We start from the raw sequence: 24,218 nt of genomic DNA, 5'->3' as shown, positions 1-24,218 counted from the left end.
ATTTTTACGGTTATTTAGTTGTTATTTATTCTGCCGTAAGTGTTTAATGACGGATGCTTTCGGCGTTACAAATAGGGTGTGTTGATGACGATAGATTACGAAGCCTGGTTTACCACCGTTTGGCTTTTTAACGTGTTTAACTAAGGTATAGTCAACGGGAACGTTGGATGATTCGCGACCTTTAGAGAAGTACGCAGCTAGTAATGCAGCTTGCGTTAACGTTTTTTGACTGGGTTTGATCGATTGAACAATGACGTGCGAACCATGAATTTGTTTGGTGTGCATCCAGGTGTCACGTTTATCAGCTGATTTAGTTAAATGATCATTTTGAAGGTTGTTTTTACCAACGTAGATTGGGGTGCCATCATCAGAAATGAAGCGTTCAGGTTTGCTGACCTTATGGCGACGTTTCTTAGAATGCCCTTTTTGATTATTTTGGTGATCTTTAAGGTAGCCTTCCTGCTGAAGTTCTAGTTTAATGTCGTCTAAATCACTGGGTTTAGAAAGTTGGATCTGGTCCAGGATATTTTGAAAATAGTTAACGTTAACTTTAGCTTCTTTAGTCTGTTGCTTAGCGTAGACACCGGCATGCTGCTTTTTACGGTATTGCTTGAAGTACCACTGAGCATTTTCGGATGGGGTGCGGTCGTAAGACAATTTAATGTCAACGGTTTTACCGGGATGGTAAAAATCCGGTAATTTAACGTTGCTCATCCCAGTTTTAACCTTATACATATAAGTAGTTAAGATTTCACCTTTATGCTTATATTCGTTGGCGTGTTTACTGGAGTAGTACGTTTTCTTTAATTTCTTTTGTTTGCGTTGATTTTTCTTTAATTCGTTCCGGGCGACTTTAATCAGAACGGCACCTTTTTCACGAACTCGGTCACGTTGAGCCCGGGTCTGATAATAATAGTCCAATAGTTGACTTAAATCAGGAAACTTCTTGATGACTTCCTGGTGGCGGAAAGGATAAACTGAAAAGCTAGTTTTACCCTTAGCGTTTTTAACCAGTACCGGTTCCGGATGATTGAAGTAATTAAAGAACTTCTGAAACTGTGACTTAAGGTCACCTGGTTGATGAAGCCACCAAGCTAGGTCACGAGCTGTGGAACGTCCTAGGCCCTGGATGAAATGCTGAAGATGCTTTGCTAATACATTCTGGTTGGGGTATTTGTCCATCAGAACCTTTAGTTGATCGTATTGATCGAACGTAAAGGGATTAAGAGATGTCTGTTTTGGTGGCTGAACGTATTTAAAGCCTGGTAAAATTTGACGATAACGATCCTTGTTTTTACTGATTCGACGGGATGCATCGATAATCGTCATATCACTGGCGTCCACTAAGATGATATTACTGTTTCGCCCCATGATTTCGTCAATTAAGATCAGGTGTTGTAAATCTCCTAGTTCATTGCGTGACCAGATGTGGAAACGAAGAACCCGGTCGTTAGTCATCTGCTGGATCCGGGTTAGATGACCACTCTGTAAATACTTTCGCAGTGTCATCGTGAACGGTGTTGGAACCGGTGGATTAACGTATGGCACCTGGGTAATCTGAACACGTGAATAGGTTGGGTTAGCTGACAATAATAATGGATAATTGTGATGATTCGTTCGAACCACCATAATTACTTCGTTGGGATACGGCTGATTAATTTTTGAAATTCGGCCACCAACGAGTTCTTTCGTTAATTCCGCAGCCATTGCGTGTGTAAACGCACCGTCAAAGGACATCCAATCACTCCTAACTAAAAGGTTACAGACTAATTATAACAAAATTCGTATAAATCAGATACCATTAAATGTTATAATAATCTTATAATAAGGTTATCAAAGGGGATTTTTGATTAAATGAAAACCGCAATCGTTACCGACAGTTCAGCATATTTATCACGAGCCGAGTGTGATAAGTACCACATTACGGTAATCCCGCTCTTGATCAACATGGACGGTAAAAGTTACCGAGAAGGAATTGACATTGATAATCAAACGTTCTATCGCAAGTTAAAAGCTTCGACGACATTACCAAGCACCTCAGAATCACCAACTGGAATGATTATTAAGACTTATAATAAGTTGGCTGCCGAAGGGTACGATAACGTGATTAGTATTCATTTGGCTAGTACGATTTCGGGGATGTACCGTCAGATTTGTGCCATTGCGCCAACCATCAAGAACATTAAGGTCATCCCTTACGATTCACACATCACCGTTAGATTAATGGGTGATTTAGCAATTGTTGCCGCTAGAATGGCCCATGCTGGTAAATCCGTTAAAGACATTTTAAAACGACTTGACGATTTACGATCCACGATTGACGAAGTCTTCGTTGTGGATGATTTGAAGAACTTGGTAAAGGGTGGTCGTTTATCGAACGCATCCGGATTTATCGGTAGTCTTCTTCGCATTAAACCGTTATTAACCTTTGATAACAAGACCGATAAGATTGTGGCTTTTCAGAAAATTAGATCCCGTAAACGTGCTTTAAAGCGAACCGAACAGATTTTTGCCGAAAAAGTCAAAGCTGCTGATTACCCAATTCGAGCCACCGTTTTTAACGCTAACGACCCACAGGGCGGTAACTTCCGGGCTAAGCATATCCAATCAATGTACCCAGACATGAAAATTGAACAGAGCTTCTTTGGACCCGCCATAGGTACTCATTTGGGTGCTAAAGCCCTTGCCCTCGGGTGGATTAAAGATTTTGACAAGGATTGACACGATCGTTGACTCTTCCCTGCTTATATTTAGTATTGATTATGGAAGCTGAGGTAGGCCTCCAGAGTTAATAGTTTGTTTAAGTTAAGGAGGAATCATTATGAGTAACGATTTAATGGACCCATTTAATGATGATTTTGATGAACCAATGAATAACTTCTTCGGTAACTTAGGCCGAAGCATGGTTGAATCAATGCCAAAGATGGCTAACAACATGCGAACCGATGTTACTGATGATGGTAAAGCTTATCACGTAACCGCTGAATTACCAGGCTTCAAGAAGAGCAGTATTCACATGGATTACCGTAATAATACTTTACGAATTGAAGCTACTCATAACATGCACCGTGAAACTAAGAACAACAAAGGCCGTGTCCTCCGTAAAGAACGTTCTAACAGCAACGTTGCTCGTGCATTTTACTTACCAAACGTTAACTTTAGTAAGATCAGTGCCAAGTATGATGGGGGGTCTATTAAAGGTTAACTTACCAAAGCAAGCCTCTAAGCAAAATGATGGCCACAACATCAACATTAAATAAATTCATTTGCCATAATTAATATTCAAAAAGAGCACCGCCCAAAACGACAGCGCTCTTTTTGTATCCTAAACTAAGAAGGTTTTATAATGCGAAAATCAGTCACACTTCAACTAAGTCGACAGGAAGCGAAGTTATTAATCATCTGGGCAATCCAGGATCAGAAGCAATCTTATGCTAGTAAAGCTTGTAAGATTTTTGATGATCGATTAATTGATAAATTACGTCAAAAATTTAATGAATAAGGGTAAATAAAAAGTCGCTAATAATTTAGCGACTCCATAATTATATTAATAAATGTTTAATAACCAATTAACTTATGATCAAGCGATTTAACTTGATCTTGATACCATAGCAAGCTTGAAATAATGGATTGGGTTCGGGTGTCAAAGACGTGCCATTCATACTTTTTACTTCGTGTAAAGCAGTCACGAAAGGCATTTGCAACATCGTGGACTTGACCAGGTGTTAAGACTTCTGGAAGTTTTGCCATTAACGAATCAATCTGCTGAGGCTTAATCATCTTAAACTTTGGATCCTTTAATTGAATTGTCACTTTAGGATCGGTACAAATTACACCGACTCGTGGTATGACGTTAATATGATGCGGAATTAAATCTTCAACGGCATCGTAGTTAACGTTTAGTTCATTCTTTAAATTAATAACCGATTGTAAATTATGATAGCGTTTTGACTTAATGTCGCCACTGGCAATTTCATCGTTTCGATTAACGATCAATGGGTTGGCAACGTTATCCAATAACGTAAATGCAAAAACACCTTTTGAGTTAATAACCAAGAGATCGATTTGATGAGTAATTCGGTCATGAATTAAACGTTGGTAGGGGAACCGTAAATTTACGTGTAAGAAGACGTTTTTCTTAGCCGGATTTTTAGCACCGTGACTAAAAACATCAGCGATTATCATTTCTTGATTACGAGCTTTTTCTTCAACGTGATATTCATGAAGAATTATATAATATTGATGAATTAGTCGTTTTAATCCGTGCGGGAAGTTAACCTGCATTGGTAAATCTAAATGATAATTAATGTCATCAATTTCAGCTTGAATGACCTGAAGTGATTTTATTAACTGATTAAATTGATTATAATCACTATGCTGACTGACGTATTTATTAATTTTATCAAGCTGGGTCTTTATCGTCTGTAAATATACTTCTGGGGTCGCTTTAAAGTGATCACTAATACCTTTTAGATGAAAATTATTCAGACGATTTCGAGTGGCATAAACATGGTTACTATGATGATGGTGAAATTTACTCATTCGAGAAGTTTTACTTTCGTCAATTAAGTTATGACTGTGAATCGCCATCCAAACATTAATGACGATTACGATGACGACAAATTCAATTTCAGACACCAGGGCTTCATGTGCTACGTTAACACCAACGGCCCAGCACAGTAGGTAAACCAATAAGACCCCACCAATTAAGTTAAGAATTCTTGATAGGCTACAAGTTAGATAATAAAGGACACTTACCAAGATTACTATCGATACATCAATCAGCATATAATTTCTTCTCTCGTTACGTTTTTATTTCCTACTAATATTATATAATATTAATGAATAGTTAAGTAGACCGAATTTTGTTTATAATTTAGAAAGCGGTATATTATGCATCAATCCAGATTAATACGATGGATCATCTTTTTTTATCATCTATGTATACTGGGTATCGTTGCATTATTAATTCTTTTATCACTAGCTTTAGGAATTATGTTAATTAATGACCTAAATATTGTTAGTGTTATCATTATTCTGTTAGTAGCTGTATTAATGGTCTTTTTATTTCGGAAGGTTCATTAATTTTAATTTAACGTGATATAATTATTAATGTAATTACTTTTAACCGAATTTGAAAAACAACAGGGTGATTTTTATTCAGAAATTCTATTCATTAACATACCATGACGCTAATCAATCAACCATGGTCGGAATCATCGAACATAATTCGAAAGCTAATCGTGAATATATTTACATGTTAAGTCCGCAGCCCAGCCTTGATGCTGTCGTTGGTCAAGATTATCTAACTAATTTATACCATTTTGCTTGGATTTTAAACGCGTTAAATGATCATCATCTAACACCGCAAAAGTTTGGGATTACTGATCCGTTAGATTGGTTATCAGCTCATCCAGCAAAGACTGCCAACACGTTATTGGCAATCGATGACCATTTCCGAGTTAGTCCAATGAAGACGACTGATAAAGATAATTTATCGTCATTATATGAAAATAAGGTTTCTCATAAACGTCGTAAGATGTTATCGAACTTTGACGTCAGATAAGTACTAATCAAAAGAAAAGAATGGAAGTAACCAAAATCTATGTCAGCTTTTCTTTCTTTGATGCAATTTGATATTGGAATTATGGATTTATTATGGATCTTTAACGTGATTCGTTACATCACGTACGATATTCATCATGGTTTACGAGCCAAGTTAGACGTTACGTTAACGGTAGGCTTATTTTTAGAATCATTGGGAATTGCGTTTATCCATAATATTTTCTTGTTAATTCCGTTGTTCTTAGTTTTAATTATTTTAACTGCTTGGTGTATCTCATACGTTGTCTATGATCAGATGAAGATATTGGATCGAACGATGAGATAGCATTTAATATATTAGATATAAAAAAATCCTAATTCCATGAATTTGATGTGAATCAGGATTTTTATTTTATTCTTGTCTATAAAAAATATATTAAGACTAGTGATTAACTATATGTTAATCACTAGTCTTTTTATAATTACTAATAGCATAGGAATTATACATGATTTCTAAAATTACGTCCCACATATATCCCACATCAACAACAAAATGATGTTTTGACTATTTAATATGCTTTTCAGCATTATAAATATCGGCAATTTGATTTGGTGCTGACTGAGCATAAATCTTCATCGTAATATCTGGGTTTGCATGACCCAATATTTTAGACACCATAATGATATTTACACCATGCGAAATCAATCGACTTGCAAACATATGACGAAATGAATGCGGTGTAAATCTACCTTTCATTTTACTTAATCCGCATTCATCTAATAATTGCTTCAGTTTAACTGGAACCATATTTGGACGTAATGGCTTACCATGCTTCCCTCGGATAATTAATGGACTATCCAAATGAAAATGTTTTTTGCAATATATGGCGTATTTTTTTAGCAAGTCATTTAACTGCGGATTAATCGCAAACGTTCGAATACTATGACTAGTTTTGGGTCGGCGTAATCCAAAATTATCTCGTGTGTGACGAATTTTAACAATTCGTTTATTAAGATCAACATCGTTCCACGATAACCCCAATAATTCTCCCAATCGCATTCCAGTATGTTCTAACGTTTCAAAAATCACTTGAACTAATAACGAATGATGCTTTATATTTTGATTGAACTTCTTTAATTGCTCATCATTCATAATCATCTTACGCGGTCGTTGATTTCGATTAGATAATATTGCGTGTGCAATTGGATTGATTTTTAGGAACTGATTTTTAACGGCAGAATTAATTACCGTTTGAAAACGTGCGTTAGCATTAACAATCGTTTTGCGAGATAAGCCACGTTGATATAATTTACTAATGCATTGATTTTCATAAGTATTCATTCGTAAGTCAACCAATTTAACGTTACCAACATATGGAATAATGTCTTCGTCTAATAAACGTTTGTAATTATAATACGTTGTTACTTTACGAATTGGTTTAATGGTGATGAGAAATTGTTGACACCATTGAGCAACCGTATAATCATGAGTTGTCATACTTTCAACATATCGATTAGCTTTTCGTTGAGCTTGTAATGCGTCACGACTGGTACTAAAGCCACGTTTACTTTTTTCATGGCGTTTATGATTAGCGTCAAAATAAGTGATTCGGTATCCATAACAGCGTTTCCCATTTTGATGGTAGTAAAAGATGCCTTTATTAGTTTTTAAATAAAAGTACTTCAACTCATGATTCATCTCTAATCATTTCAGTAAATTATGATGCCACTTACACAATTTAACGGTTTGCTGCATCAACATGGCAATCGTCATTGGCCCGACGCCGCCAGGTACCGGTGTGATTTTACCAGCAACTTTTTCAGCATTAGCAAAATTGACGTCACCAACTAACTTACCATTAGCATCATGATTTTCACCAACGTCAATAATGGTACAACCAGGTTTAACGTCTGAGCCATTTAACAAATTAACTTGACCAGTTGCTGAGATAATTATGTCAGCTGATTTAGTATATCTTGCTAAATTTTTGGTAAAAACATTCAATACCGTTACCGATGCATTAGCGTTAATCATCAATCCTAATAACGGTCGGCCAACGATTTGGCTAGCTCCAATAATAACAACATTTTGCCCTTTAAGTCGGACACGATATTCTTTCAATAATCGTATAATACCTAACGGCGTACAAGCAACTGGATAAAATCCAGGTTCATTTAGAAACAATCGACCCATGTTAACGGGATTAAAGCCATCAACATCTTTCTTAGGATCAATCTGGTAATCAATTAATTGTTCGTTAATGTGCTTTGGCAATGGTGATTGAACTAAAATTCCGTTAATCTTAGGATCACGATTATACTTATGAATAATCTGAATTAATTGAACCTGAGTAATCGAATCTGACAAATGATTAACAATTGATTTAATCCCTAATCGTTTTGCCATCCGATCTTTCATGTGAACGTACAATAAATTAGCGGGATTCTCACCAACCATGATTACAGCTAATTCAGGTATGATATCGTGTTGCTTTAACAAATTAACTTGCTTTCGAGTATTTTGGTTAACTTTTCTAGCAAGCTTTCGACCATCAATTAACGTTGCCATCTAATCGCCCTATTAATCGTGAATTGGATGCTGACTGGTTAATTGATGAACTTGTTTTTTAACATTGCTCAAAGCGGAAGCATCGTTAAAATGATGAATTACCGTTAGGATTAACTTGGCGACTTCTGCAGCATCGGCTTCTTTAAAGCCACGAGATGTAATCGCGGGTGTTCCTAAACGTAAGCCACTGGTTTCAACAGGTCCACGTGGGTCATTTGGAATAACTTCCTTATTAGTTGTAATGTTAACGGAGTCTAATTTATTCTGAAGATCGTTACCAGTTAAATTAGTCTTACGAAGATCGAGGATCATTAAATGATTATCTGTACCACCGGAAATGACTCGGACCTGTGAATCATTATTAAAGACTTCGGCCATTGCCTGCGCGTTCTTGATGATCTGCTTACAATACTGCTTGTATTCAGGCTGTAGGTCTTCGTATAACATAGCGGCTTTACCAGCGATAACGTGCTCTAACGGACCGCCCTGGTAACGTGGGAATACAGCATGATTAATCCGTTTAGCATATTTAGCTTGGGATAAGATCATACCACCACGCGGACCACGTAAGGTTTTATGGGTAGTTGTCGTGACAACGTCAGCAATACCGATTGGACTGGGATGTAAGCCGGTGGCAACTAATCCCGCAATATGAGCCATGTCGACCATTAAGTAAGCACCAACAGCATCGGCAATCTTTCTGAATTTCTTCCAATCAATGATTCGACTATAAGCAGAAGCACCCGCAATGATTAACTTTGGTTGGTACTTCTTAGCTAATTTAGCAACTTGATCATAATTAATCCGTTCCGTCTTTGGATCCAAGCCATAAAAATGAACGTCATATAAATGGCCGGCTTGACTAAATGGCGCGCCATGACTGATGTGGCCACCAGCGTTAAGTGACATACTTAAGATCCCGTCACCACGCTTAAGAAACGCAGCATAGGTTTCCAAGTTTGCTTCAGTACCTGAATATGGCTGAACGTTAGCGTATTCGGCATGGAATAATTTCTTGGCACGATCGATTGCTAATTGTTCAACTTGGTCAATATACTGACAACCACCGTAATAACGATGGCCAGGATAACCTTCAGCATACTTATTAGTTAATACCGAGCCTTGTGCGGCACGGACCGCATTTGAAACGATGTTTTCAGACGCAATTAATTCAATAGTGTTCTGTTGACGTTTTTCTTCGTTCGCAATGGCACCCCATAATTTGGGATCAGCCTTCTTATAATCGTATCTCACTTAATAATGACCTCCGTCTTTGTCATTTTATTAATAATTTATAATTAATTATAAATTACAGGATTATTATTGATTCTGTTTTTGCCAAGCGGTAAATTGCTTAGTAATCATTTCATTAACTTGTTTAAGAACGTTTGGTTTACCGGTAACGTCTGGATCACTTAATAAATCAATTTCTTTATCAAAGTTAATCTGAGTCATTTTATTTAACTGTTTCAGTTCAAAGATGGCGTCGCCCGGGTCTAACGTACTAACGTTTTGTAAAATTAATTTGTATAAATCTTCAGCAGGCATTTAATATGCATTCTTTCTTATTAAATATTAATAGTAGGCACTCATAGCTAAGCCTACAATAATAGTTGCTAGAATAACGATTACGATGATTGTGGTTAATACTTTATGGCTATGTTTGGGATGCTTTAAATTATGGTGCGTTTCACCCTTCCAATTGTGGTGGGTAGTGACACCATGATAATTCAAGCCGTTCTTAGCTTCAGTTGAAAGCACAATTATTTCATCCTTTCACAATGATATAGTTTTATTTTACCATAAAGTTAATTTCCCTTACGATGTGACTTAAATAAAGGAGTTAAAAATATGCAGTACCAAGCGATTCTATTTGATATTGACGGAACTTTAATTGATAGCTTTCCGCCCTACGCCAAAGTGATGACGAACGTTTTAGCAATACATAATAAACCGATATCCGTTGAACAACTTAAGAAGACGTTTTCGATGACTTTAGATCGAGCTTTTAAATATCTAAGAATTCCTGAATCACTTCAGGATCAATTTGAAATGGAATACTTAAACGAAAAAGCTCGGCTAAATTTAAAACCAGTTCTTTTTAAGGGGATTTCGCATGTCTTTAAAAGCCTTAACCAAAAAACATTACCAGGAATCGCAATCGTGACTTCTGGTGGTGATCAAGAAGTTAATGAATTATTAAACGCCTATCCATTCATGAAGAAGATTTGGACAGCCGTTACCGCAGACACAATTCCATATCATAAACCAGAGCCAGAACCCTTACTGCATGCTGTCAACCAAATGGGTATCAATCCTAAGCATGCGTTGTACATTGGGGATGCCTTAGTTGATATGAATGCCGCTAAAAACGCAAAAATGGACTTCGGCATCGCCGGCTGGGGCGCTGATCCAAAAGTCCATTTCACTCAATACCGTTACTGCTTTAAGCAGCCACGGGATATTTTAAAATTATTTTAATTACATTTGTGGTAAGTTCCAACCACTATCTGGGTGCTTAACACCATCGAAGAAAATGGTTGGTACAGATGTAACGCCACTGTTCTTAGCTTCAGATTTAATCTTGTCCTTAGCTTTAGAACTAACGATGGGCTTAGCATTGAGCTGAGTCTTTAAAAAGTTAACGACATCTTTATCGTTAGTTAAGTTATCTAAGATGTCTTGATGCTTGTAAACGTTCTTAACGAATAAAGCACCATCATCAGGATTGTTGTAATCAACAAAACCGTTAGCAACGTTACCATTATGTAATGGCTGTTTTGGCTTATTCAAGAACTTTAAATGAGCAGATAACTTGTGTTCCTGAACGTCTTTCATCATGGCAGCCCAGTTATTAACGAACCAGCGCTTGCACCATGGGCAACCTAAATTAGCAAATACAACGACACTATGGTCAGCTGTGGCATCACCTAAATTTAAGGTGGTATTATTATCAAAACTTAAATCCATAGAAAAAGCCTCCTAAAAATAAAATAAAGGACCGCAATGTTATACCACACTGCTGTCCCCTAAGATTAATCAAATGTAATATTAATTACTTATTAACGTTATCCTTTAAGCCTTTGCCAGCTTTAAAGGCGGGTACATTACGTGCAGAAATTTTAATGGCCTTACCGGTTTGTGGGTTACGACCTTTACGGGCGGCTCGATGACGAACGGTAAAACTACCGAAACCGATTAATCGAATGCCCTGGCCCTTAGCTAAGCTGTCTTTAACAGTTGCTACAAAAGCATCTAATGCCTTGGTAGCATCTTTCTTAGTTAAGCCGGTCTTTTTGACCATACTAGAAAGTAATTCGGATTTATTAACCATACTAAAACCTTCCCTTTCATATCAGTAATTGCATTATACCAACCATTATCCTTGATAACAAGCCACTGGTTTCGCTCCAGACTGGAATTTATTGTAGAATGAAAACTAGAAATCAGGCGTTGTTATGATAGAACTTAAAATTAGCTTCAATACGCTCCGTAAAAAGTACCAAGCGATTATTACATCATTGGTACCACGTAAAATGTGGGAAATCTCAATTCCAGCACTTGAACGAACGACCTATGCTCAAACGGGATTAATCCTGAAGAAAGGGCCAAAATTTGATACGCTGACCGACAACGGAACCACTAATAACGGGAATGCCTTTAGCCACCCTGGTGAAATCAGTCGTCAGCTTCATCAACAGATGATTAAATATAACGTGGACGTTTCTGGTAATGAATTCTACACTTGCCAATTCCCGGGCGATAATGCCAAACTATTGGTTCAACGGATTCAAGATATGATTAACTTTCTGACTTCACTAGATCAGATTATGAAACAACACTTATAATTAGAACAGATCAGCCATTGCTTGATTGATTCTTTTATTAACTAAAGCATAGGTAATGTTTTCTGGTGTTAAATGCAGCTGATGCATTACGGCACCATGCTTAAGAAACCAGTCTTTAATGGTAAACTTTTGATTACCCTGTGACGCAATTACGTCATCCAAACCGTTGGATTGATCAACGATGTTATGAGCATCAATTAATTCTTGGATTAATCCACATTCCATAATAATAACCTCTTTTAGAAAGCTTGATTTAATAATGAATAAATTATCACACAGTGAAAAGGAATGGATCTTACGCTGGATGGGCTGTGAAGAAGCTCAGTACCGAAAAGATCCTCATTTAAAAAACAGTGATAAAGACAAACGGGAACTAGCCAAGGAAGAAGCCGAGGTCATCAATGATCTGGATCTCGACACCGTTGATAGCTACGATGACCCGTTACTCTTTTACCGTCGTTACGTTAAAGGTGAAAAATAGCCTTATTTGTTTCGCCATGACGTATTGAATTTAACTTCAACGAATTTCATGTAGGCATGAATGTCTAAATGCTGATATAGCCACCAGCGCATCTGCTGATTGTAGAAACGAAGTCGTTTCCCATTTAAATAGACGTTTTGATGCTCCGGCATATCAGTTACTTTGATGACTTTACCATACTCATGATATTTATCAAGTGGATCATCATGGCCTTTTAAGACTTGTTCAGTATACGGATCAGAAGAGTGATTAACGTCACTCTTTTTTTCTTGTTTCGTAGCAATCTTAATGAAATGATCAATTCCATGTAAATCGTTTTTAATTAAGAAAACCCGATTGGTTCGTGGTAACTGATTGAAGCCGACCAACTGCCACTGATGCGTTTCAACATTCCATTTAGCTCGTTGTAAAAATAGGTACCGATGTTTAGTTTGATTACCCATAATAATCCACTGAAACATCTGCAGAGCATGCACATACTTATCTTTGGATAGAATTGCCATGTGCATCTTCTCTAGATCCTTCATGACAGCATGTTCATCAAATGGTTCTGTGCTGGGATTCTTTCCATGGTATGCCAAATAATTAGCTAATGCCCAATCAGCCACTGCGGGATGACTTAAGTGATTACTGGGTGTCGGTCCCTGCCAACTTCGCAAGGTTGCCCCGTTCGCTTCAGTTAATACGGGTTTATTACCATGTTTTTCTACTTCGACCCGGTTGTTTGTGTCTTTTGAGACGAATCGATACAACGGTGATGGGATGATGTCCAGCATCATGGCTTTAACGTTATCAAATAGTACTTTGTCATTCGTCTTTTTACTAACGTCCATGACGTACATACCATCGGTGTTGGTTGAGGGGACCCGGCCGCCAGCTAAAGTTTCAGCTTCACCAATTCTCCAGGCAAAGAGCTGGCCAATGATCCGCATAGAGATAATAGCATTGTTCATACGTAGATTATTAGTAAATGAACCCGCACCAACACCAGATCCAGCATTTAATAATAATTTACGCAATTTCTGCTGAAGATTGATCTTTTCCCACTGCGGTGAATGTTTAGTGTACTTACGTAACTGATGCTTTAAATGTAATCGTTCGATGTACAAATGCCGGTACATGTCCGTTGGTTGATCATGTGGCCAAAACGAACCCAATCGGGAAATTAGCATTGGGTAATATCCACTAAAATCTTCGTGTTGGCACGAATCGACCGCAATATAAGCGTACCGTTTTCGGATCACATACCGATCTGAATGGGATAACTTTCGCAATAGGTGTGGTGGCTCTAAAGTTCGCCACTGAGCACCATGAATAGTCCCTTTCACGTACGGTCGGGTTGCAATAATCTGACCACGATTTTTAATAATAAACGTGGAACCAATCCTTTCGGCACCCTTTTGGTCAGCACCAAATGACTGTTTCATTAAATCTTGAAGATGTTTCATCTTTTTCCAGTGTCGAACGTCTTCGAGATACTTCTTTTGGTTAAATTCCAGGCCGTGAATTCCACCGATGCTAAAGGTGACCATGCAAGAACTGGGTTTACCATCTTTTTTAATGTATGGCATGTCCATGTTCTTTGACCGTAAATACGGTTTGATCTTCATGTAAGGACTAATCCAGCGCGGAACACCATCAAGATCATTCCTTTTTTCATGTTTACTAATTCCCGTCTTAGGATCACAGAGATCAGGATTGACGTTGTGATATTGCATAATTAGATAAACGACGTACACATGGAAAAAGTTTCTGGCGATGGAACCGCCCGTATGATACTTACGGTCCTGTTCACGAGCCCATCGCATTGTGTTATCAAGGACGTTAACGGGATATTCAGGTAAATATGGATCATGGGGATGTTCTTGATGTAAGATCTTGAGAACTCGTGGGTCCGGGTAAAGATAATTTAACCCAGGAATGTCCTTCATCGCATGATACGGCGCAATTACATTAATGATGAATTGAGCTGAACTAAAATCGGAATTCAGTCGCGTGAAGCGAAGATTATCAGGTGCAATCATTACGTCTTTAGGGGTTGCCTTTTCACGAGTTACTTTCTTCGGATCATAACTATAAATTAAAGCTGGAAACTTCTTTAATAGGATTTCCCGTAACGTTAGCGCATCCTGGTAAACCGGCAACTTGAAGGTTAACCGGGTCGCATACACGTCATTCAAATTATACGAGATAAAGTCAGCCAGTTCATCCACATTCTTAACGCCACGTTTACCCTTTTCAATCTCGGGTAACGATTCATTAATCTGCATGCCCATCGCAGCTTCAATTCGTTTTAACGAAACCCGACGGTTAAGGTCTGAGATGTCTAAGTAACGATTAGTCTGCTTCCAACCTTTATAAATGTACCACGGTACCGTTTCAATTCGTTTGAAATAGGTCTGGCCATCATGCTTAATCAACGCTTGAACCATGTTCTGACGATATTGAGAACTAAATAACAGATTATTGAAATCACGCATAAATTTCGGTTGCAGAATTGCATTTAATTTCTCAGCATCGGCTTTAATCGTTCTTCTTGGCCAATGAACTCTTGACTTTTTACTGTTTTTACGAATTTCATTAAGAACCGCACGAACGACCGGGACCTCAATTAAACTACCCAAGAAATGCGCAATCATTACTAGATCATAATCAGCAGAGTTATAGCCAATCATTTCGCCATGCCCGTAACGAATCGGGTTAAACCCTGGATCAGTTCGCTTAACAGGATAATACTTAAAGTTAATGTTATAGGCGCCGGGGATATCCTTATAAGGATTATCAGCATAAGAAGCCAAATCATCATTGTATTCTTTAATGTTAACGGGCTTGGTATGATGAACGAGATTGATGGAATTCCCACCGTAATAACGCCGAGCGTCATACTGGGACGGTGGTAAGATCTGGCCTTTATTATTCATATATGCTAAAGCCGCGGTTGCATTAGTTGCAACACCATATAATTTAAAGTAGCGCTTTAGATTAGCAACATTTTTTAAATTATAGAAGTTAATCTGCAACGATTTATCCAGGCGTAATTCGGGTAACGTCTGTAAAATTCGGTGACGGATCACATCGGCAATTGATTTTCCGGGCTTAATCTCATGATCAAAGTCTTCAGCGCCTTTCACACCACTTAGATAAAAGATTTCGATCCGATGCTGAGCTACAAAATAATGGGTATCAATAAAAAGATTATTGACGGATTCAATATCAAAAATGTTATCAAAGATGCGGTAATGATAAGCCATAGATTAAGCCCCCTTATTAAATAAGTTTTCATCAGGTTGCTGCGCATGATAAAATTAAAAATAGATCCACAAAGGAGAATAATAGATATATGAAATTGTTTCGCAAAATTAGTACAGGAATTGTAGCGGTCTTATGCCTATTCACGTTAGCCGCTTGTCAAAACAATCAACAGCGTCAGGCTGCCGAACAGAAAAAAGTAAGTAAAGAAGATAACACGTTACCTTCCGGAAATTACTTTTCTGATGATAGTCAGAACACACTTAACAATGAACAACGTAAACGAGCCATTCATAACGTTACTAACCAAATGAATAATAATTATAAGAAGATTGGTAGCGTTAAGAGTACCGGTAATACGATCACCCTATCTTTAAAGGGTAGCCAAATGCAGCAGATGGTTCAATATGCCCAACAGGGCAACGGTCAAGCCAATAAATTCTGGAATGAACTTACTGATGGTATGACAAAAACATCCAAGACCTTATCACATCAGTTAAAGGATAAGTCATTGACCCTGAATATCATGAGCCCAAGTAATAAGTTAATCTACTCCGCTCATAACGGTAGTGTAACCACTAATCAATTTAAGTAATTAAATCGTTTAAGATAAAATTAATCGGGCTAGATTATAAATCCAGCCCGATTTTTTATTATTTTAATAAATTCCGTTGCTTAAGGTCAGCAATCGTTTTGATCTGGGTCATTAATTCCAGAATGCGATGGGTATAGGCTTCAACGCTATTTAATAACGGCATCTGAATGTAGAAGCAAGCCTTTTCTGGATCATAACCAATGCCTAAACGTTGCTGATAAAATTGAATTGGTTTAAAATTCAATAAATCGCCGAAGACTTTGTGGGCGTAACCATGATCAGTTAAGCGATAGCCCTTTTGATTTTTAGTTAAGTCAAAGGTAATGTGTGGGAATTGAGTTCCAATTGAAACTTCTTCTAAAATGTAGAAGCCCAAGCGATAGTATTTGTCCTCGTTATCACGAAATACCTTGACCGGAATGTCGTTACTTAAACGGTAGTCAACGCCTTTAATTTCTTCATCAGTAAACGGTAATTGATTCATTATAAAAACCTTTCTATGAAATAATATCTGTCTTTATTTTACTATGTTATTAGCCGTCTGAAAATTCTTAATATTAATATTTTATGTTATCATAAATAATAAGTAATAGTAGAAAAATAGATCAGAACCAGGATGATTACCATGACTACTATCAGTCTCCTATCACTTGCGCTCATCGCCATAATTGGATTTGCCATAATCAACCTGTTTTTATGGCTTCTAGAATTCCTTGCGGCTACGGCCAAGTGCCTTTTGGCTTACTTATTATCTAAGCCCCACAATTGGAAACAGAGCTATTTCGACATTCGGATGTTATTCACGAGGTTGTTGCTCGTTTTTTCGTTCGCAATGTTATCGCCTGAAACGGTGGTTAAGCACCAGGATTACGTCAGCCACTACCAAGCAAAACAATACAAATTAAAGCATGAAATGCTCCGTAAATTTAATAAAAAGCAGTATAAATAAACTTCAGGAGGAATTTTAATGACTAATCAGGTAATCCTCTACGATCGTTTAGCCAACGTCGTTAAGTTAATTGACGGCATTAAATCCATTTCGTTAAAAAAGGCTCAGCAGATGGGCTTTACCCCTGCATATTTAATGCAGATTGCCTGTAATTTGTTATCACTTGATAACGACAAACAAAGTCAGCAAGCCCTAAAATTAGTTGAAGCAGCTTTACAAAAATGCCCCACCAGTAAATATGATCACGTGGGTTACATCATTTCTTATGATCGCATGAGTGATAAAGTTAAAATCTTTGGCGGTGCAATTACCGTTCCATTTAAGATCGCGTTACATAAAGGAATTACTCCTGAGCACATGATCCAGATGGCGATTCAACTTCTGTCATTACATGATGATTCTAAATCTAAAGTGGCCCTTAGCTCGGCTAAAGAAGCTCAGGAAGCCTGCCATATCGTTCAGGAAACCCAGCCTAAGTATAAAAATAAACGTTATCGCTAATTTAATCATTTGAAGATAAACAAAAGGAACTCAATATTTTGAGTTCCTTTTAATTTTTAATTTTTAGATATCTTTTTATCGTAACGGGTAAAGTAGATTACAGTCATTAAAACTAGAAATACGACTCCGATTGCTAACGGAATCTGAGTAGTCGGATTTAACGCCATAAAGACTAACGTAATTGCCAGAAGTAACAACGCCATGTAATTACTGTACGGCGAAAACGGCATCTTAAACGGATGGTGACTTAATGATTGAGGCTCAATCTGTCGGAACCGCATTTGGCTAATTAAAATTACGGCCCACGGTACCATTCCTGGTAGAACACTTGAACTATAAACCATCACAAAGATCTTGCCACCATTGTTAACGAGCATTGGTAAAATTACGTTTAAGATGACGCCAACGAAGATTCCTAATGAAACGGCGATTACCGCTACGTATGGCACTCCATGTCGATTAAGGTGGCTAAACTTCGGTGATAACTCACCCTTTTTAGCTAAGATGTATGCCATGCGGCTAGTACTATAAATTCCAGAGTTACAACCGGACAATGCCGCCGTTAAAACGACAAAATTAATAATTCCGGCAGCTACGGTGATGCCTAACTTAGCAAACGTTTCAACGAATGGTGAATCCATGGCGTTTAATTTGTTCCATGGATAAATACAGACGATGACAAAGATTGCACCAATGTAAAAGATTAAAATTCGCCAAATCGTGGACTGGATTGCTTTGACAATTGAATGCTGGGGATCCTTAGCCTCACCGGCGGTAATGCCAATAAATTCAATCCCTTGATAGGAAGCTAAGACGATTGAAAAGGCAAAGAAAAAGCCCTTCAAACCACCGGCAAAGAAACCGTATCGCCAAAGGTTGCTAATGCCGATCGGGTGCATGCCGTTGCCAAAGCCAAAAAAGATCATTCCAAATCCGGCAATGATCATCAAGATAATGGTCAGAACTTTAATAAACGAGAACCAGTATTCGAAATCACCGTATGATTTCACCGAAATTAGGTTAATGCTACACAAGAAGGTAATCGCAATTAGTCCTGGAATCCACCCTGGTAAACTTGGCCACCAAAAACGACAGTAACTACCAATCGCAATCACTTCACTCATGCCAATCATAACCCACTCAAAGATGTTGCTCCAAGCGGTAAGATAACCAAAGACCGGGTGCATATACATACTGGCAAAGTCTGAAAACGATCCGGTAACGGGATGAACGTATAGCATTTCACCCATTGCCCGCATAATCAGATACAACGTGAGTCCGGCAATGGCATAGTCAATTAACACCGACGGCCCCGTCCAGTCAATCGTCGAAGCGGAACCCATAAACAGGCCAACCCCGATGGCACCACCTAACGCGATCATCTGCATTTTATTGACGCTAAGGCTTCGTTTCAACTCTGGTTTATTTTTTTTCATCAAATCATTGCTCCCATTGAGTCATTATACTACGAATACTACGACTCCCTAGTCTTAACGCAACTCTCAATATTTTTAGCGATGCAGTAGAAATAATCCAGGTATTCCTCATGTACATTTTTAGGAGCAACCTTGCTTAAATCATCGTGTAATTTTAGATGACCCCGGTCATCGATTATGTAATAATGAAGAATTATACCGTTAGTGTTCAGAACTAAAACAACGTTATTATGGGTATCTAAATCATTAACGATGATAGGATGTTGTCCGGTCCATTTTTGATGACGAACCGTTAAATTGGCAGGACTGACCTGATGATACATCGTAAAAGCTTCGCTAATCTTAATGAGTACAACGGAGACGGATGATTTAGTACCGTCATTCCACTCATTGATTAGGCTTTTTAAATTAGTAAGGCCAGACTTAGCATTTAGATTAATTTTATACATTAAATCACTACTTTAAATAATTCTCGATGAAAATTTTTAGGAAGAAATAAATCATGATTACGAATGAGACATAACGAATGAATAACTCTTCGTAACCGCCGGTTCGATATAATAATGGATTCCAGTGCTTACGACGCTTGTATAGATGACCCATTCGAGAACGCTGAAACTTTTGAAACGGATAGAACCAGCAAATCCCCTGCACCGAAAACATGTCTTCAAATAGATGAAGCAGGTAGCCGACGGCAATCATAATGTACAACAAACGTAGATAATTCATCGGTGCGGCATTAAATGATGCTGGGACCGGTAAAAACATCGCCAGCCCAAACATTATAATCACAGCCCAAATTGAATGCGTCCAGGTGCGGTGCTTGAACATTTTACCAATCATTTTACCAATGAAGCCTAATTTTCGGTTAATCGGGGTTTCGCCAGTGTCAATATCGGGTAACTGGACACCGAACCATGTCCCTAAGACACTGACGATGTCAACTGGCATCGGCTGTTTAGTAATGTATAAACACCCACTGACCAAGGCTTCTGATAAGAAAATATGCGTTGCACGTAAAGCCAATTTGATTTCTCCCTAAATAAAAGCTGCTTTTTAGTATACCATAGGTTATATGGTGGTGATTAGATATGACGAAAATTAAAAAGAATCAGAAACGGAAATTAACCGCTGATCAGGTCTTGCGCAAAATGAAACGCAGCCAAAGTAAATGTACCAATGATAGCCACCATCGTCATTGTTACTGCTACCGAAATCACGTTAAATAAGTATGGTATAATAATTTATGAATTTCAGATCAGAATCGAGTGGATTGTATGGATTTGACTATCAAACAGCTGGCTAGCCAACTTAAGATCAGCCGACCGACTGTCGAAGTAAGAATGAACCACATTCCTGACTTCCGTGATAAGTACACCAAAAAACAAGGCAATAAAATTATGATTAATGATGAGGGATGTAAATTGATCGCTCAGACAAAAGCAGCCCCGCATCACGCCCATCATAGTCAGGTTTCTAACCATCGCGATAAGGCCATCGTTCTAAAAGTCTTTCGTGATCGGGCATTAGAACAAAGCCATATGATCAAGAGTCAGGATCAGACCATTAAAAAACTGACTAAACTGTTGGATCAGCAACAGCAGCTTCAATTATCAACCGAAGCTGAAAACAAGACCTTAAAGCACCGGGTTAAGAAGTTAACCCATGTATCAACTAAGAATACTAAAGATAACGTCTTGGCTTTCAATAACAAGAATTTATCCAGTATTGGTAAAATTACTAAACCCAAAGATGATAAAAAGAAAAAGCCGTCCAAGCAAGCTCAGCAGAAAGCTAAACAGACTCAGGCTAAGAAAACTAAAAAGGCCAAAAAGAAGTCGCGTCATAAGAAATTCTGGCGTCGATTCTTCGGTAAATAGTTTTGAATTTCAAATTAATTTAAACAAACTAAAAAGTCGGATGATTTAAAAATCATTCGACTTTTTAGTTTATGGATTTATCTAATGGTTACTTGTTGTTTTCTTTTTTAAGCTTATCTTCATGAGCTACAGCAACCTGACCTAAGATGTTCATGTAGTTGAATGGAGCATCGAAGTAAGGCTGGAATAGCATATCGACCATTGCCAACTGATCAATTGTGTTGTCATTTTGAATCAAGATTGATAATGCGTTGGCGGCCATTGAAACATCATGTTTACACATGAAGGCACCACCTAAGATCCGACGGGTCTTAGGATCATATACCAATGACATTAAGACTGGTGCAGTCGTTGGCATGAATGATGGACGGTAGTTAGTTTCAGCAACTACCTGGTGAACGTTCATGTGGAACTTCTTAGCCATACCCATGTTCATACCTGAAGCAACGATGGTTCGGTCATAAAGCTTTAAACCAGATGATGCTTGGGTACCCATGTATCGAACGGTTGGTTCAACGATGTTCTTACCAACTAAGAGACCTTGACGGACGGCGTTGGTAGCCAATGGTGCATAGAATAATGATTTAGTTGGGTTATAGTAAATCATTGAACAATCACCGGCAGCAAAGATATTAGGGTCAGATGACTGCATGTAACGGTTGGTAACGATGGTACCACGGATCATCTTAACCTTGCCATCTAATAATTGTGCATTTGGACGGAAGCCAACACAAAGGATTACGATGTCAGACTTAAATTGGCTACCGTCACTAGTGGTTACGATAACGGGCCCGTTACCACTAATCTTCTTAACTTGCTGGTTCATTGCTAAGGTAACGTTATGAGCTTCATAACTCTTGGTAATGATATCAGTAAAGCGCTTGTCAAAGTACTTGCCTAACGGACGAGAACCTTGATCGATTAAGTAGACTTTATTACCTTGGTTAGAGAATGAATCAGCTAATTCAGCACCGATCATTCCACAACCAATCACGGTAATTCGTTTCGTGGTCTTCATCTTGTTAAAGATTCGCTTGGCATCGTTCCAACTCTTACATAGGTAAACGTTTGGATTCTTGACACCTTCGATCGGTGGAATAAACGGTCTGGAACCAGTCGACATAACTAATTTATCGTAGTGGTCTTTAGCAACTTTACCGGTTTTAAGGTTCTTAACGGTAACAACCTTATTCTTAGTATCGATATTTTGAACGTCGTGGTTGATTTCAACTTTAGCGCCCTGTTTTTCTAATTGCTGAGGACTGGAATAGAATAGACCTTTTGGGTTAGCAATCTTTTTATCTAACCATAAAGCAATCCCACATGACAGGAATGATACGGTATCGTTACGTTCATAAATCGTGACTTGAGTACCTGGATGTTCTCTTAAAATTGTACTAGCAGCATACGTACCGGCATGGGTACAACCAACAATGATCACTTTCATAATTATCACACTTCACAAACTCTTATGAATTATCATCCATTTCATCAACCATTTTCATGATAGCGCTTTCTATTCATAAATCATAAGAATTGCTCTTGTAAGATATATCTTTCTAATCACTAATAAATCAACAATTCAGTGTGAAGAATGATTACAACATATTATATCGTGTACAATCGTTTTCATTCTGGTCATTTCACTAAATATCAAGGCCGTTTCACATGCTCAATCCGATTAAAGGTGCTTATTCTGTTCATCTCTGCTATTATTAACTTAGCTAAAACTAGTTATCGATATTGAAGGATGATAATCTAATGAAAACCCGTATTTATTCAACTAATCAAATTGATTTAGCGGCAAAGGATATTCAAAATGGTCAAGTCGTGGCATTTCCTACCGAAACCGTGTATGGTGTCGGTGCTGATGCCACTAATCCGGAAGCCGTTAAAAAGGTCTTTGCTGTTAAGCACCGTCCTCGTAACAACCCGTTAAACGTTACCGTTGATGGATTAGATATGGTCAAAAAGTACACGACTAAGATCTCAGATGCAGCTAAGAAGTTGATTAAACGCTTCTGGCCTGGCCCGTTAACAATTATCCTGCCGTTAAAGCCGGGTACCCTTTCGTCAGTAATTAATGGTGGCTTACGAACGATTGCTTTCCGTGATCCTGACACCAAGATTACCCTGGATTTAATTCGTAAAGCCGGTGTCCCAATTGTTGGACCATCTGGCAATATTTCGGGTAAACCAAGTCCAACATTACCACAACACGTGATGCACGATATGAACGGTAAAATTGCCGGGATTATTGACGGTGGCGAATGTGACATTGGAATTGATTCCACGGTAGTTGATATGACTCGTGACATTCCGTTAGTTTTACGCCCGGGAACCGTTAGTATCCAACAGTTAGAAGACACAATTGGTAGTAAAGTTCAAGATATTACTAAGTTACATCCATCTGTAATTCGTGATACCGACCCCAGTTCTAAGTTACGTCACTACGCAACATCCAGTCCCGTTTTAATCGTTAATAAAAATGAATGGCCAGATGTTGCTAAATGGGCTAACAATCAGGAATTCCGGGTTGGTGTTATGGCGACTGATGATGTCTTGAAGAACGTTAAATTCCCAAGCACCGTTAATCCTTATCGTTTAGGTAAAGGCATTAAGGATGCCGATCGTCGTTTCTTTGGTGGTTTACGTTACTTTGATGAAATTCCAGCTGTTAAATACATTATGGTTCAGGCCTTTCCTGATAAAGGCATCAGTGAAGGTTATATGGACCGCTTAAATAATTCAGCTAACAAGATGTATTTTGAAAAGGTTATTCTCCATAGGTGATTTTTATTCTAAGAAAAGGGAATTCTGACAGGGAAAAGTTTAATAAAATCAATATCTTAGTTAAATCAATTATGATTTTGATTATTCTTGCGATCTTTAATCACTTTGTCCCGATGTCGTTTATTATGAACTTAATGATTTTCATTGGTGCAGATTTACTCGCCATCTTTATTAATAACTAATTCCAGGCCTCCTGTGTCAAAACAGAAGGTCTTTTTTTGTATCTGGTTATACAATCACCATCCCTCACCACCCAAAGCAACATGCATCCCCCTCCAACTTCATCTATCATATAATACTCATGGGAGGTGCATACGATGTTAGCCTTTATCTTACTAATCATCTGCACAATTATATTTGCCTGCTTTATTGT

At 38.0% G+C, this 24,218-nt stretch carries 30 protein-coding genes; 14 read left to right on the top strand and 16 right to left on the bottom strand.

Annotation, left to right across the window (positions count from 1 at the left end):
* Window positions 1-21 precede the first annotated feature (21 nt).
* The gene (locus tag ELX58_RS05200) at window positions 22-1,737 is read right to left on the bottom strand and encodes an NFACT RNA binding domain-containing protein (RefSeq protein ID WP_133442097.1); all 1,716 of its coding nucleotides are present in this window, start codon (window positions 1,735-1,737) and stop codon (window positions 22-24) included.
* 117 nt (window positions 1,738-1,854) lie between these two features.
* Here ELX58_RS05200 and ELX58_RS05195 point away from each other — a divergent pair, with 117 nt between their 5' ends.
* From ELX58_RS05195 to ELX58_RS07940, 3 genes are all read left to right on the top strand, one after another.
* Complete coding sequence (locus ELX58_RS05195; protein ID WP_133442096.1) at window positions 1,855-2,721, top strand: DegV family protein; 867 nt, start codon at window positions 1,855-1,857, stop codon at window positions 2,719-2,721.
* Window positions 2,722-2,821: 100 nt separating this feature from the next.
* A complete protein-coding gene (locus ELX58_RS05190) occupies window positions 2,822-3,205 on the top strand; it encodes an Hsp20/alpha crystallin family protein (RefSeq protein WP_133442095.1) in 384 nt (127 codons plus the stop codon).
* A 141-nt stretch (window positions 3,206-3,346) separates the two neighbouring features.
* Window positions 3,347-3,502 carry a hypothetical protein gene (locus ELX58_RS07940; RefSeq protein ID WP_162614658.1) on the top strand — a complete coding sequence of 52 codons (156 nt, stop codon included), beginning with the start codon at window positions 3,347-3,349 and terminating at the stop codon, window positions 3,500-3,502.
* 56 nt (window positions 3,503-3,558) lie between these two features.
* Here the strand turns inward: ELX58_RS07940 and ELX58_RS05185 are convergent, their stop codons facing one another.
* Window positions 3,559-4,788: a hypothetical protein gene (locus tag ELX58_RS05185; RefSeq protein ID WP_133442094.1), complete on the bottom strand. Its 1,230-nt coding sequence runs from the start codon at window positions 4,786-4,788 to the stop codon at window positions 3,559-3,561.
* A 361-nt stretch (window positions 4,789-5,149) separates the two neighbouring features.
* Between ELX58_RS05185 and ELX58_RS05180 the strand changes: the two genes are divergently transcribed.
* Complete coding sequence (locus tag ELX58_RS05180; RefSeq protein WP_133442093.1) at window positions 5,150-5,566, top strand: hypothetical protein; 417 nt, start codon at window positions 5,150-5,152, stop codon at window positions 5,564-5,566.
* A 39-nt stretch (window positions 5,567-5,605) separates the two neighbouring features.
* On the top strand, window positions 5,606-5,890 hold the full coding sequence (locus tag ELX58_RS05175; protein ID WP_133442092.1) for a hypothetical protein: 285 nt from the start codon (window positions 5,606-5,608) through the stop codon (window positions 5,888-5,890).
* Between the two features lie 219 nt (window positions 5,891-6,109).
* On the opposite strand, the gene ELX58_RS05170 is transcribed toward ELX58_RS05175, so the two are convergent.
* The 5 genes from ELX58_RS05170 to ELX58_RS05150 all read right to left on the bottom strand — a co-directional run bounded on the left by ELX58_RS05170 (window position 6,110) and on the right by ELX58_RS05150 (window position 9,874).
* Window positions 6,110-7,231 (bottom strand): tyrosine-type recombinase/integrase, encoded by a 1,122-nt coding sequence (locus tag ELX58_RS05170; RefSeq protein WP_162614657.1) that lies wholly within the window; start codon window positions 7,229-7,231, stop codon window positions 6,110-6,112.
* 18 nt (window positions 7,232-7,249) lie between these two features.
* Window positions 7,250-8,113: a bifunctional 5,10-methylenetetrahydrofolate dehydrogenase/5,10-methenyltetrahydrofolate cyclohydrolase gene (locus tag ELX58_RS05165; RefSeq protein WP_133442090.1), complete on the bottom strand. Its 864-nt coding sequence runs from the start codon at window positions 8,111-8,113 to the stop codon at window positions 7,250-7,252.
* A gap of 12 nt (window positions 8,114-8,125) precedes the next feature.
* Window positions 8,126-9,367 (bottom strand): serine hydroxymethyltransferase, encoded by a 1,242-nt coding sequence (locus ELX58_RS05160; RefSeq protein WP_133442089.1) that lies wholly within the window; start codon window positions 9,365-9,367, stop codon window positions 8,126-8,128.
* Window positions 9,368-9,433: 66 nt separating this feature from the next.
* Window positions 9,434-9,661, bottom strand: a complete 228-nt coding sequence (locus ELX58_RS05155; protein ID WP_133442088.1) for a hypothetical protein — start codon at window positions 9,659-9,661, stop codon at window positions 9,434-9,436.
* A gap of 27 nt (window positions 9,662-9,688) precedes the next feature.
* On the bottom strand, window positions 9,689-9,874 hold the full coding sequence (locus ELX58_RS05150; RefSeq protein ID WP_133442087.1) for a hypothetical protein: 186 nt from the start codon (window positions 9,872-9,874) through the stop codon (window positions 9,689-9,691).
* Between the two features lie 90 nt (window positions 9,875-9,964).
* Here ELX58_RS05150 and ELX58_RS05145 point away from each other — a divergent pair, with 90 nt between their 5' ends.
* Window positions 9,965-10,594, top strand: a complete 630-nt coding sequence (locus tag ELX58_RS05145) for an HAD family hydrolase (RefSeq protein ID WP_133442086.1) — start codon at window positions 9,965-9,967, stop codon at window positions 10,592-10,594.
* On the opposite strand, the gene ELX58_RS05140 is transcribed toward ELX58_RS05145, so the two are convergent.
* On the bottom strand, window positions 10,595-11,083 hold the full coding sequence (locus ELX58_RS05140) for a thioredoxin domain-containing protein (protein ID WP_133442085.1): 489 nt from the start codon (window positions 11,081-11,083) through the stop codon (window positions 10,595-10,597).
* An 85-nt stretch (window positions 11,084-11,168) separates the two neighbouring features.
* Window positions 11,169-11,447 carry an HU family DNA-binding protein gene (locus tag ELX58_RS05135; RefSeq protein WP_133442084.1) on the bottom strand — a complete coding sequence of 93 codons (279 nt, stop codon included), beginning with the start codon at window positions 11,445-11,447 and terminating at the stop codon, window positions 11,169-11,171.
* A 124-nt stretch (window positions 11,448-11,571) separates the two neighbouring features.
* Here ELX58_RS05135 and ELX58_RS05130 point away from each other — a divergent pair, with 124 nt between their 5' ends.
* On the top strand, window positions 11,572-11,961 hold the full coding sequence (locus ELX58_RS05130) for a hypothetical protein (RefSeq protein ID WP_133442083.1): 390 nt from the start codon (window positions 11,572-11,574) through the stop codon (window positions 11,959-11,961).
* Here ELX58_RS05130 and ELX58_RS05125 read toward each other — a convergent pair whose 3' ends face one another.
* Window positions 11,962-12,186, bottom strand: a complete 225-nt coding sequence (locus tag ELX58_RS05125; RefSeq protein ID WP_133442082.1) for a hypothetical protein — start codon at window positions 12,184-12,186, stop codon at window positions 11,962-11,964.
* 34 nt (window positions 12,187-12,220) lie between these two features.
* Here ELX58_RS05125 and ELX58_RS05120 point away from each other — a divergent pair, with 34 nt between their 5' ends.
* Entirely contained in the window at window positions 12,221-12,442 is a 222-nt protein-coding gene (locus ELX58_RS05120) for a hypothetical protein (RefSeq protein ID WP_133442081.1), read from the top strand.
* Between the two features lie 2 nt (window positions 12,443-12,444).
* Here the strand turns inward: ELX58_RS05120 and ELX58_RS05115 are convergent, their stop codons facing one another.
* On the bottom strand, window positions 12,445-15,693 hold the full coding sequence (locus ELX58_RS05115; protein WP_133442080.1) for a hypothetical protein: 3,249 nt from the start codon (window positions 15,691-15,693) through the stop codon (window positions 12,445-12,447).
* Between the two features lie 89 nt (window positions 15,694-15,782).
* On the opposite strand from ELX58_RS05115, the gene ELX58_RS05110 reads away from it, so the two are divergent.
* Window positions 15,783-16,286: a hypothetical protein gene (locus ELX58_RS05110; RefSeq protein WP_133442079.1), complete on the top strand. Its 504-nt coding sequence runs from the start codon at window positions 15,783-15,785 to the stop codon at window positions 16,284-16,286.
* Between the two features lie 58 nt (window positions 16,287-16,344).
* Here ELX58_RS05110 and ELX58_RS05105 read toward each other — a convergent pair whose 3' ends face one another.
* Window positions 16,345-16,770, bottom strand: coding sequence for a hypothetical protein (locus ELX58_RS05105; protein ID WP_133442078.1), 426 nt, complete (start codon window positions 16,768-16,770; stop codon window positions 16,345-16,347).
* A 324-nt stretch (window positions 16,771-17,094) separates the two neighbouring features.
* Here ELX58_RS05105 and ELX58_RS07935 point away from each other — a divergent pair, with 324 nt between their 5' ends.
* Complete coding sequence (locus ELX58_RS07935) at window positions 17,095-17,235, top strand: hypothetical protein (protein ID WP_162614656.1); 141 nt, start codon at window positions 17,095-17,097, stop codon at window positions 17,233-17,235.
* Between the two features lie 18 nt (window positions 17,236-17,253).
* Window positions 17,254-17,736 carry a hypothetical protein gene (locus tag ELX58_RS05100; RefSeq protein WP_133442077.1) on the top strand — a complete coding sequence of 161 codons (483 nt, stop codon included), beginning with the start codon at window positions 17,254-17,256 and terminating at the stop codon, window positions 17,734-17,736.
* Between the two features lie 56 nt (window positions 17,737-17,792).
* Here the strand turns inward: ELX58_RS05100 and ELX58_RS05095 are convergent, their stop codons facing one another.
* From ELX58_RS05095 to ELX58_RS05085, 3 genes are read right to left on the bottom strand one after another with little or no spacing between them, the layout of a single operon-like run.
* Window positions 17,793-19,151 (bottom strand): amino acid permease, encoded by a 1,359-nt coding sequence (locus ELX58_RS05095; RefSeq protein ID WP_133442579.1) that lies wholly within the window; start codon window positions 19,149-19,151, stop codon window positions 17,793-17,795.
* 59 nt (window positions 19,152-19,210) lie between these two features.
* The gene (locus tag ELX58_RS05090; protein ID WP_133442076.1) at window positions 19,211-19,621 is read right to left on the bottom strand and encodes a hypothetical protein; all 411 of its coding nucleotides are present in this window, start codon (window positions 19,619-19,621) and stop codon (window positions 19,211-19,213) included.
* Between the two features lie 7 nt (window positions 19,622-19,628).
* The gene (locus ELX58_RS05085; protein ID WP_162614655.1) at window positions 19,629-20,198 is read right to left on the bottom strand and encodes a metal-dependent hydrolase; all 570 of its coding nucleotides are present in this window, start codon (window positions 20,196-20,198) and stop codon (window positions 19,629-19,631) included.
* Between the two features lie 65 nt (window positions 20,199-20,263).
* Between ELX58_RS05085 and ELX58_RS07930 the strand changes: the two genes are divergently transcribed.
* On the top strand, window positions 20,264-20,401 hold the full coding sequence (locus tag ELX58_RS07930; RefSeq protein ID WP_162614654.1) for a hypothetical protein: 138 nt from the start codon (window positions 20,264-20,266) through the stop codon (window positions 20,399-20,401).
* Between the two features lie 48 nt (window positions 20,402-20,449).
* Entirely contained in the window at window positions 20,450-21,052 is a 603-nt protein-coding gene (locus ELX58_RS05080) for a DUF536 domain-containing protein (RefSeq protein ID WP_133442074.1), read from the top strand.
* Between the two features lie 88 nt (window positions 21,053-21,140).
* On the opposite strand, the gene ELX58_RS05075 is transcribed toward ELX58_RS05080, so the two are convergent.
* On the bottom strand, window positions 21,141-22,499 hold the full coding sequence (locus ELX58_RS05075; RefSeq protein WP_133442073.1) for an FAD-dependent oxidoreductase: 1,359 nt from the start codon (window positions 22,497-22,499) through the stop codon (window positions 21,141-21,143).
* Between the two features lie 314 nt (window positions 22,500-22,813).
* Between ELX58_RS05075 and ELX58_RS05070 the strand changes: the two genes are divergently transcribed.
* Window positions 22,814-23,845, top strand: a complete 1,032-nt coding sequence (locus tag ELX58_RS05070; RefSeq protein WP_133442072.1) for an L-threonylcarbamoyladenylate synthase — start codon at window positions 22,814-22,816, stop codon at window positions 23,843-23,845.
* Window positions 23,846-24,218: the final 373 nt, after the last annotated feature.

Source organism: Acetilactobacillus jinshanensis (assembly GCF_004359375.1).
Classification (GTDB): Bacteria; Bacillota; Bacilli; order Lactobacillales; family Lactobacillaceae; genus Acetilactobacillus; species Acetilactobacillus jinshanensis.
Note: the sequence above shows the minus strand (reverse complement) of the source record. Positions and strands in the feature narration are given on the sequence as shown.

What these genes read in the sequence shown, in the direction of transcription:
- ELX58_RS05165 (WP_133442090.1), bottom strand. Translation starts at nt 8,113, where the DNA reads ATGGCAACGTTAATTGATGGTCGAAAGCTTGCTAGAAAAGTTAACCAA.
- ELX58_RS05115 (WP_133442080.1), bottom strand. Translation starts at nt 15,693, where the DNA reads ATGGCTTATCATTACCGCATCTTTGATAACATTTTTGATATTGAATCC.
- ELX58_RS05080 (WP_133442074.1), top strand. Translation starts at nt 20,450, where the DNA reads ATGGATTTGACTATCAAACAGCTGGCTAGCCAACTTAAGATCAGCCGA.
- ELX58_RS05070 (WP_133442072.1), top strand. Translation starts at nt 22,814, where the DNA reads ATGAAAACCCGTATTTATTCAACTAATCAAATTGATTTAGCGGCAAAG.
- ELX58_RS05145 (WP_133442086.1), top strand. Translation starts at nt 9,965, where the DNA reads ATGCAGTACCAAGCGATTCTATTTGATATTGACGGAACTTTAATTGAT.
- ELX58_RS05140 (WP_133442085.1), bottom strand. Translation starts at nt 11,083, where the DNA reads ATGGATTTAAGTTTTGATAATAATACCACCTTAAATTTAGGTGATGCC.
- ELX58_RS07940 (WP_162614658.1), top strand. Translation starts at nt 3,347, where the DNA reads ATGCGAAAATCAGTCACACTTCAACTAAGTCGACAGGAAGCGAAGTTA.
- ELX58_RS05195 (WP_133442096.1), top strand. Translation starts at nt 1,855, where the DNA reads ATGAAAACCGCAATCGTTACCGACAGTTCAGCATATTTATCACGAGCC.
- ELX58_RS05100 (WP_133442077.1), top strand. Translation starts at nt 17,254, where the DNA reads ATGACTAATCAGGTAATCCTCTACGATCGTTTAGCCAACGTCGTTAAG.
- ELX58_RS05075 (WP_133442073.1), bottom strand. Translation starts at nt 22,499, where the DNA reads ATGAAAGTGATCATTGTTGGTTGTACCCATGCCGGTACGTATGCTGCT.
- ELX58_RS05130 (WP_133442083.1), top strand. Translation starts at nt 11,572, where the DNA reads ATGATAGAACTTAAAATTAGCTTCAATACGCTCCGTAAAAAGTACCAA.
- ELX58_RS05090 (WP_133442076.1), bottom strand. Translation starts at nt 19,621, where the DNA reads ATGTATAAAATTAATCTAAATGCTAAGTCTGGCCTTACTAATTTAAAA.
- ELX58_RS05135 (WP_133442084.1), bottom strand. Translation starts at nt 11,447, where the DNA reads ATGGTTAATAAATCCGAATTACTTTCTAGTATGGTCAAAAAGACCGGC.
- ELX58_RS05190 (WP_133442095.1), top strand. Translation starts at nt 2,822, where the DNA reads ATGAGTAACGATTTAATGGACCCATTTAATGATGATTTTGATGAACCA.
- ELX58_RS05120 (WP_133442081.1), top strand. Translation starts at nt 12,221, where the DNA reads ATGAATAAATTATCACACAGTGAAAAGGAATGGATCTTACGCTGGATG.
- ELX58_RS05175 (WP_133442092.1), top strand. Translation starts at nt 5,606, where the DNA reads ATGTCAGCTTTTCTTTCTTTGATGCAATTTGATATTGGAATTATGGAT.
- ELX58_RS05185 (WP_133442094.1), bottom strand. Translation starts at nt 4,788, where the DNA reads ATGCTGATTGATGTATCGATAGTAATCTTGGTAAGTGTCCTTTATTAT.
- ELX58_RS05125 (WP_133442082.1), bottom strand. Translation starts at nt 12,186, where the DNA reads ATGGAATGTGGATTAATCCAAGAATTAATTGATGCTCATAACATCGTT.
- ELX58_RS05200 (WP_133442097.1), bottom strand. Translation starts at nt 1,737, where the DNA reads ATGTCCTTTGACGGTGCGTTTACACACGCAATGGCTGCGGAATTAACG.
- ELX58_RS07930 (WP_162614654.1), top strand. Translation starts at nt 20,264, where the DNA reads ATGACGAAAATTAAAAAGAATCAGAAACGGAAATTAACCGCTGATCAG.
- ELX58_RS05155 (WP_133442088.1), bottom strand. Translation starts at nt 9,661, where the DNA reads ATGCCTGCTGAAGATTTATACAAATTAATTTTACAAAACGTTAGTACG.
- ELX58_RS05110 (WP_133442079.1), top strand. Translation starts at nt 15,783, where the DNA reads ATGAAATTGTTTCGCAAAATTAGTACAGGAATTGTAGCGGTCTTATGC.
- ELX58_RS05105 (WP_133442078.1), bottom strand. Translation starts at nt 16,770, where the DNA reads ATGAATCAATTACCGTTTACTGATGAAGAAATTAAAGGCGTTGACTAC.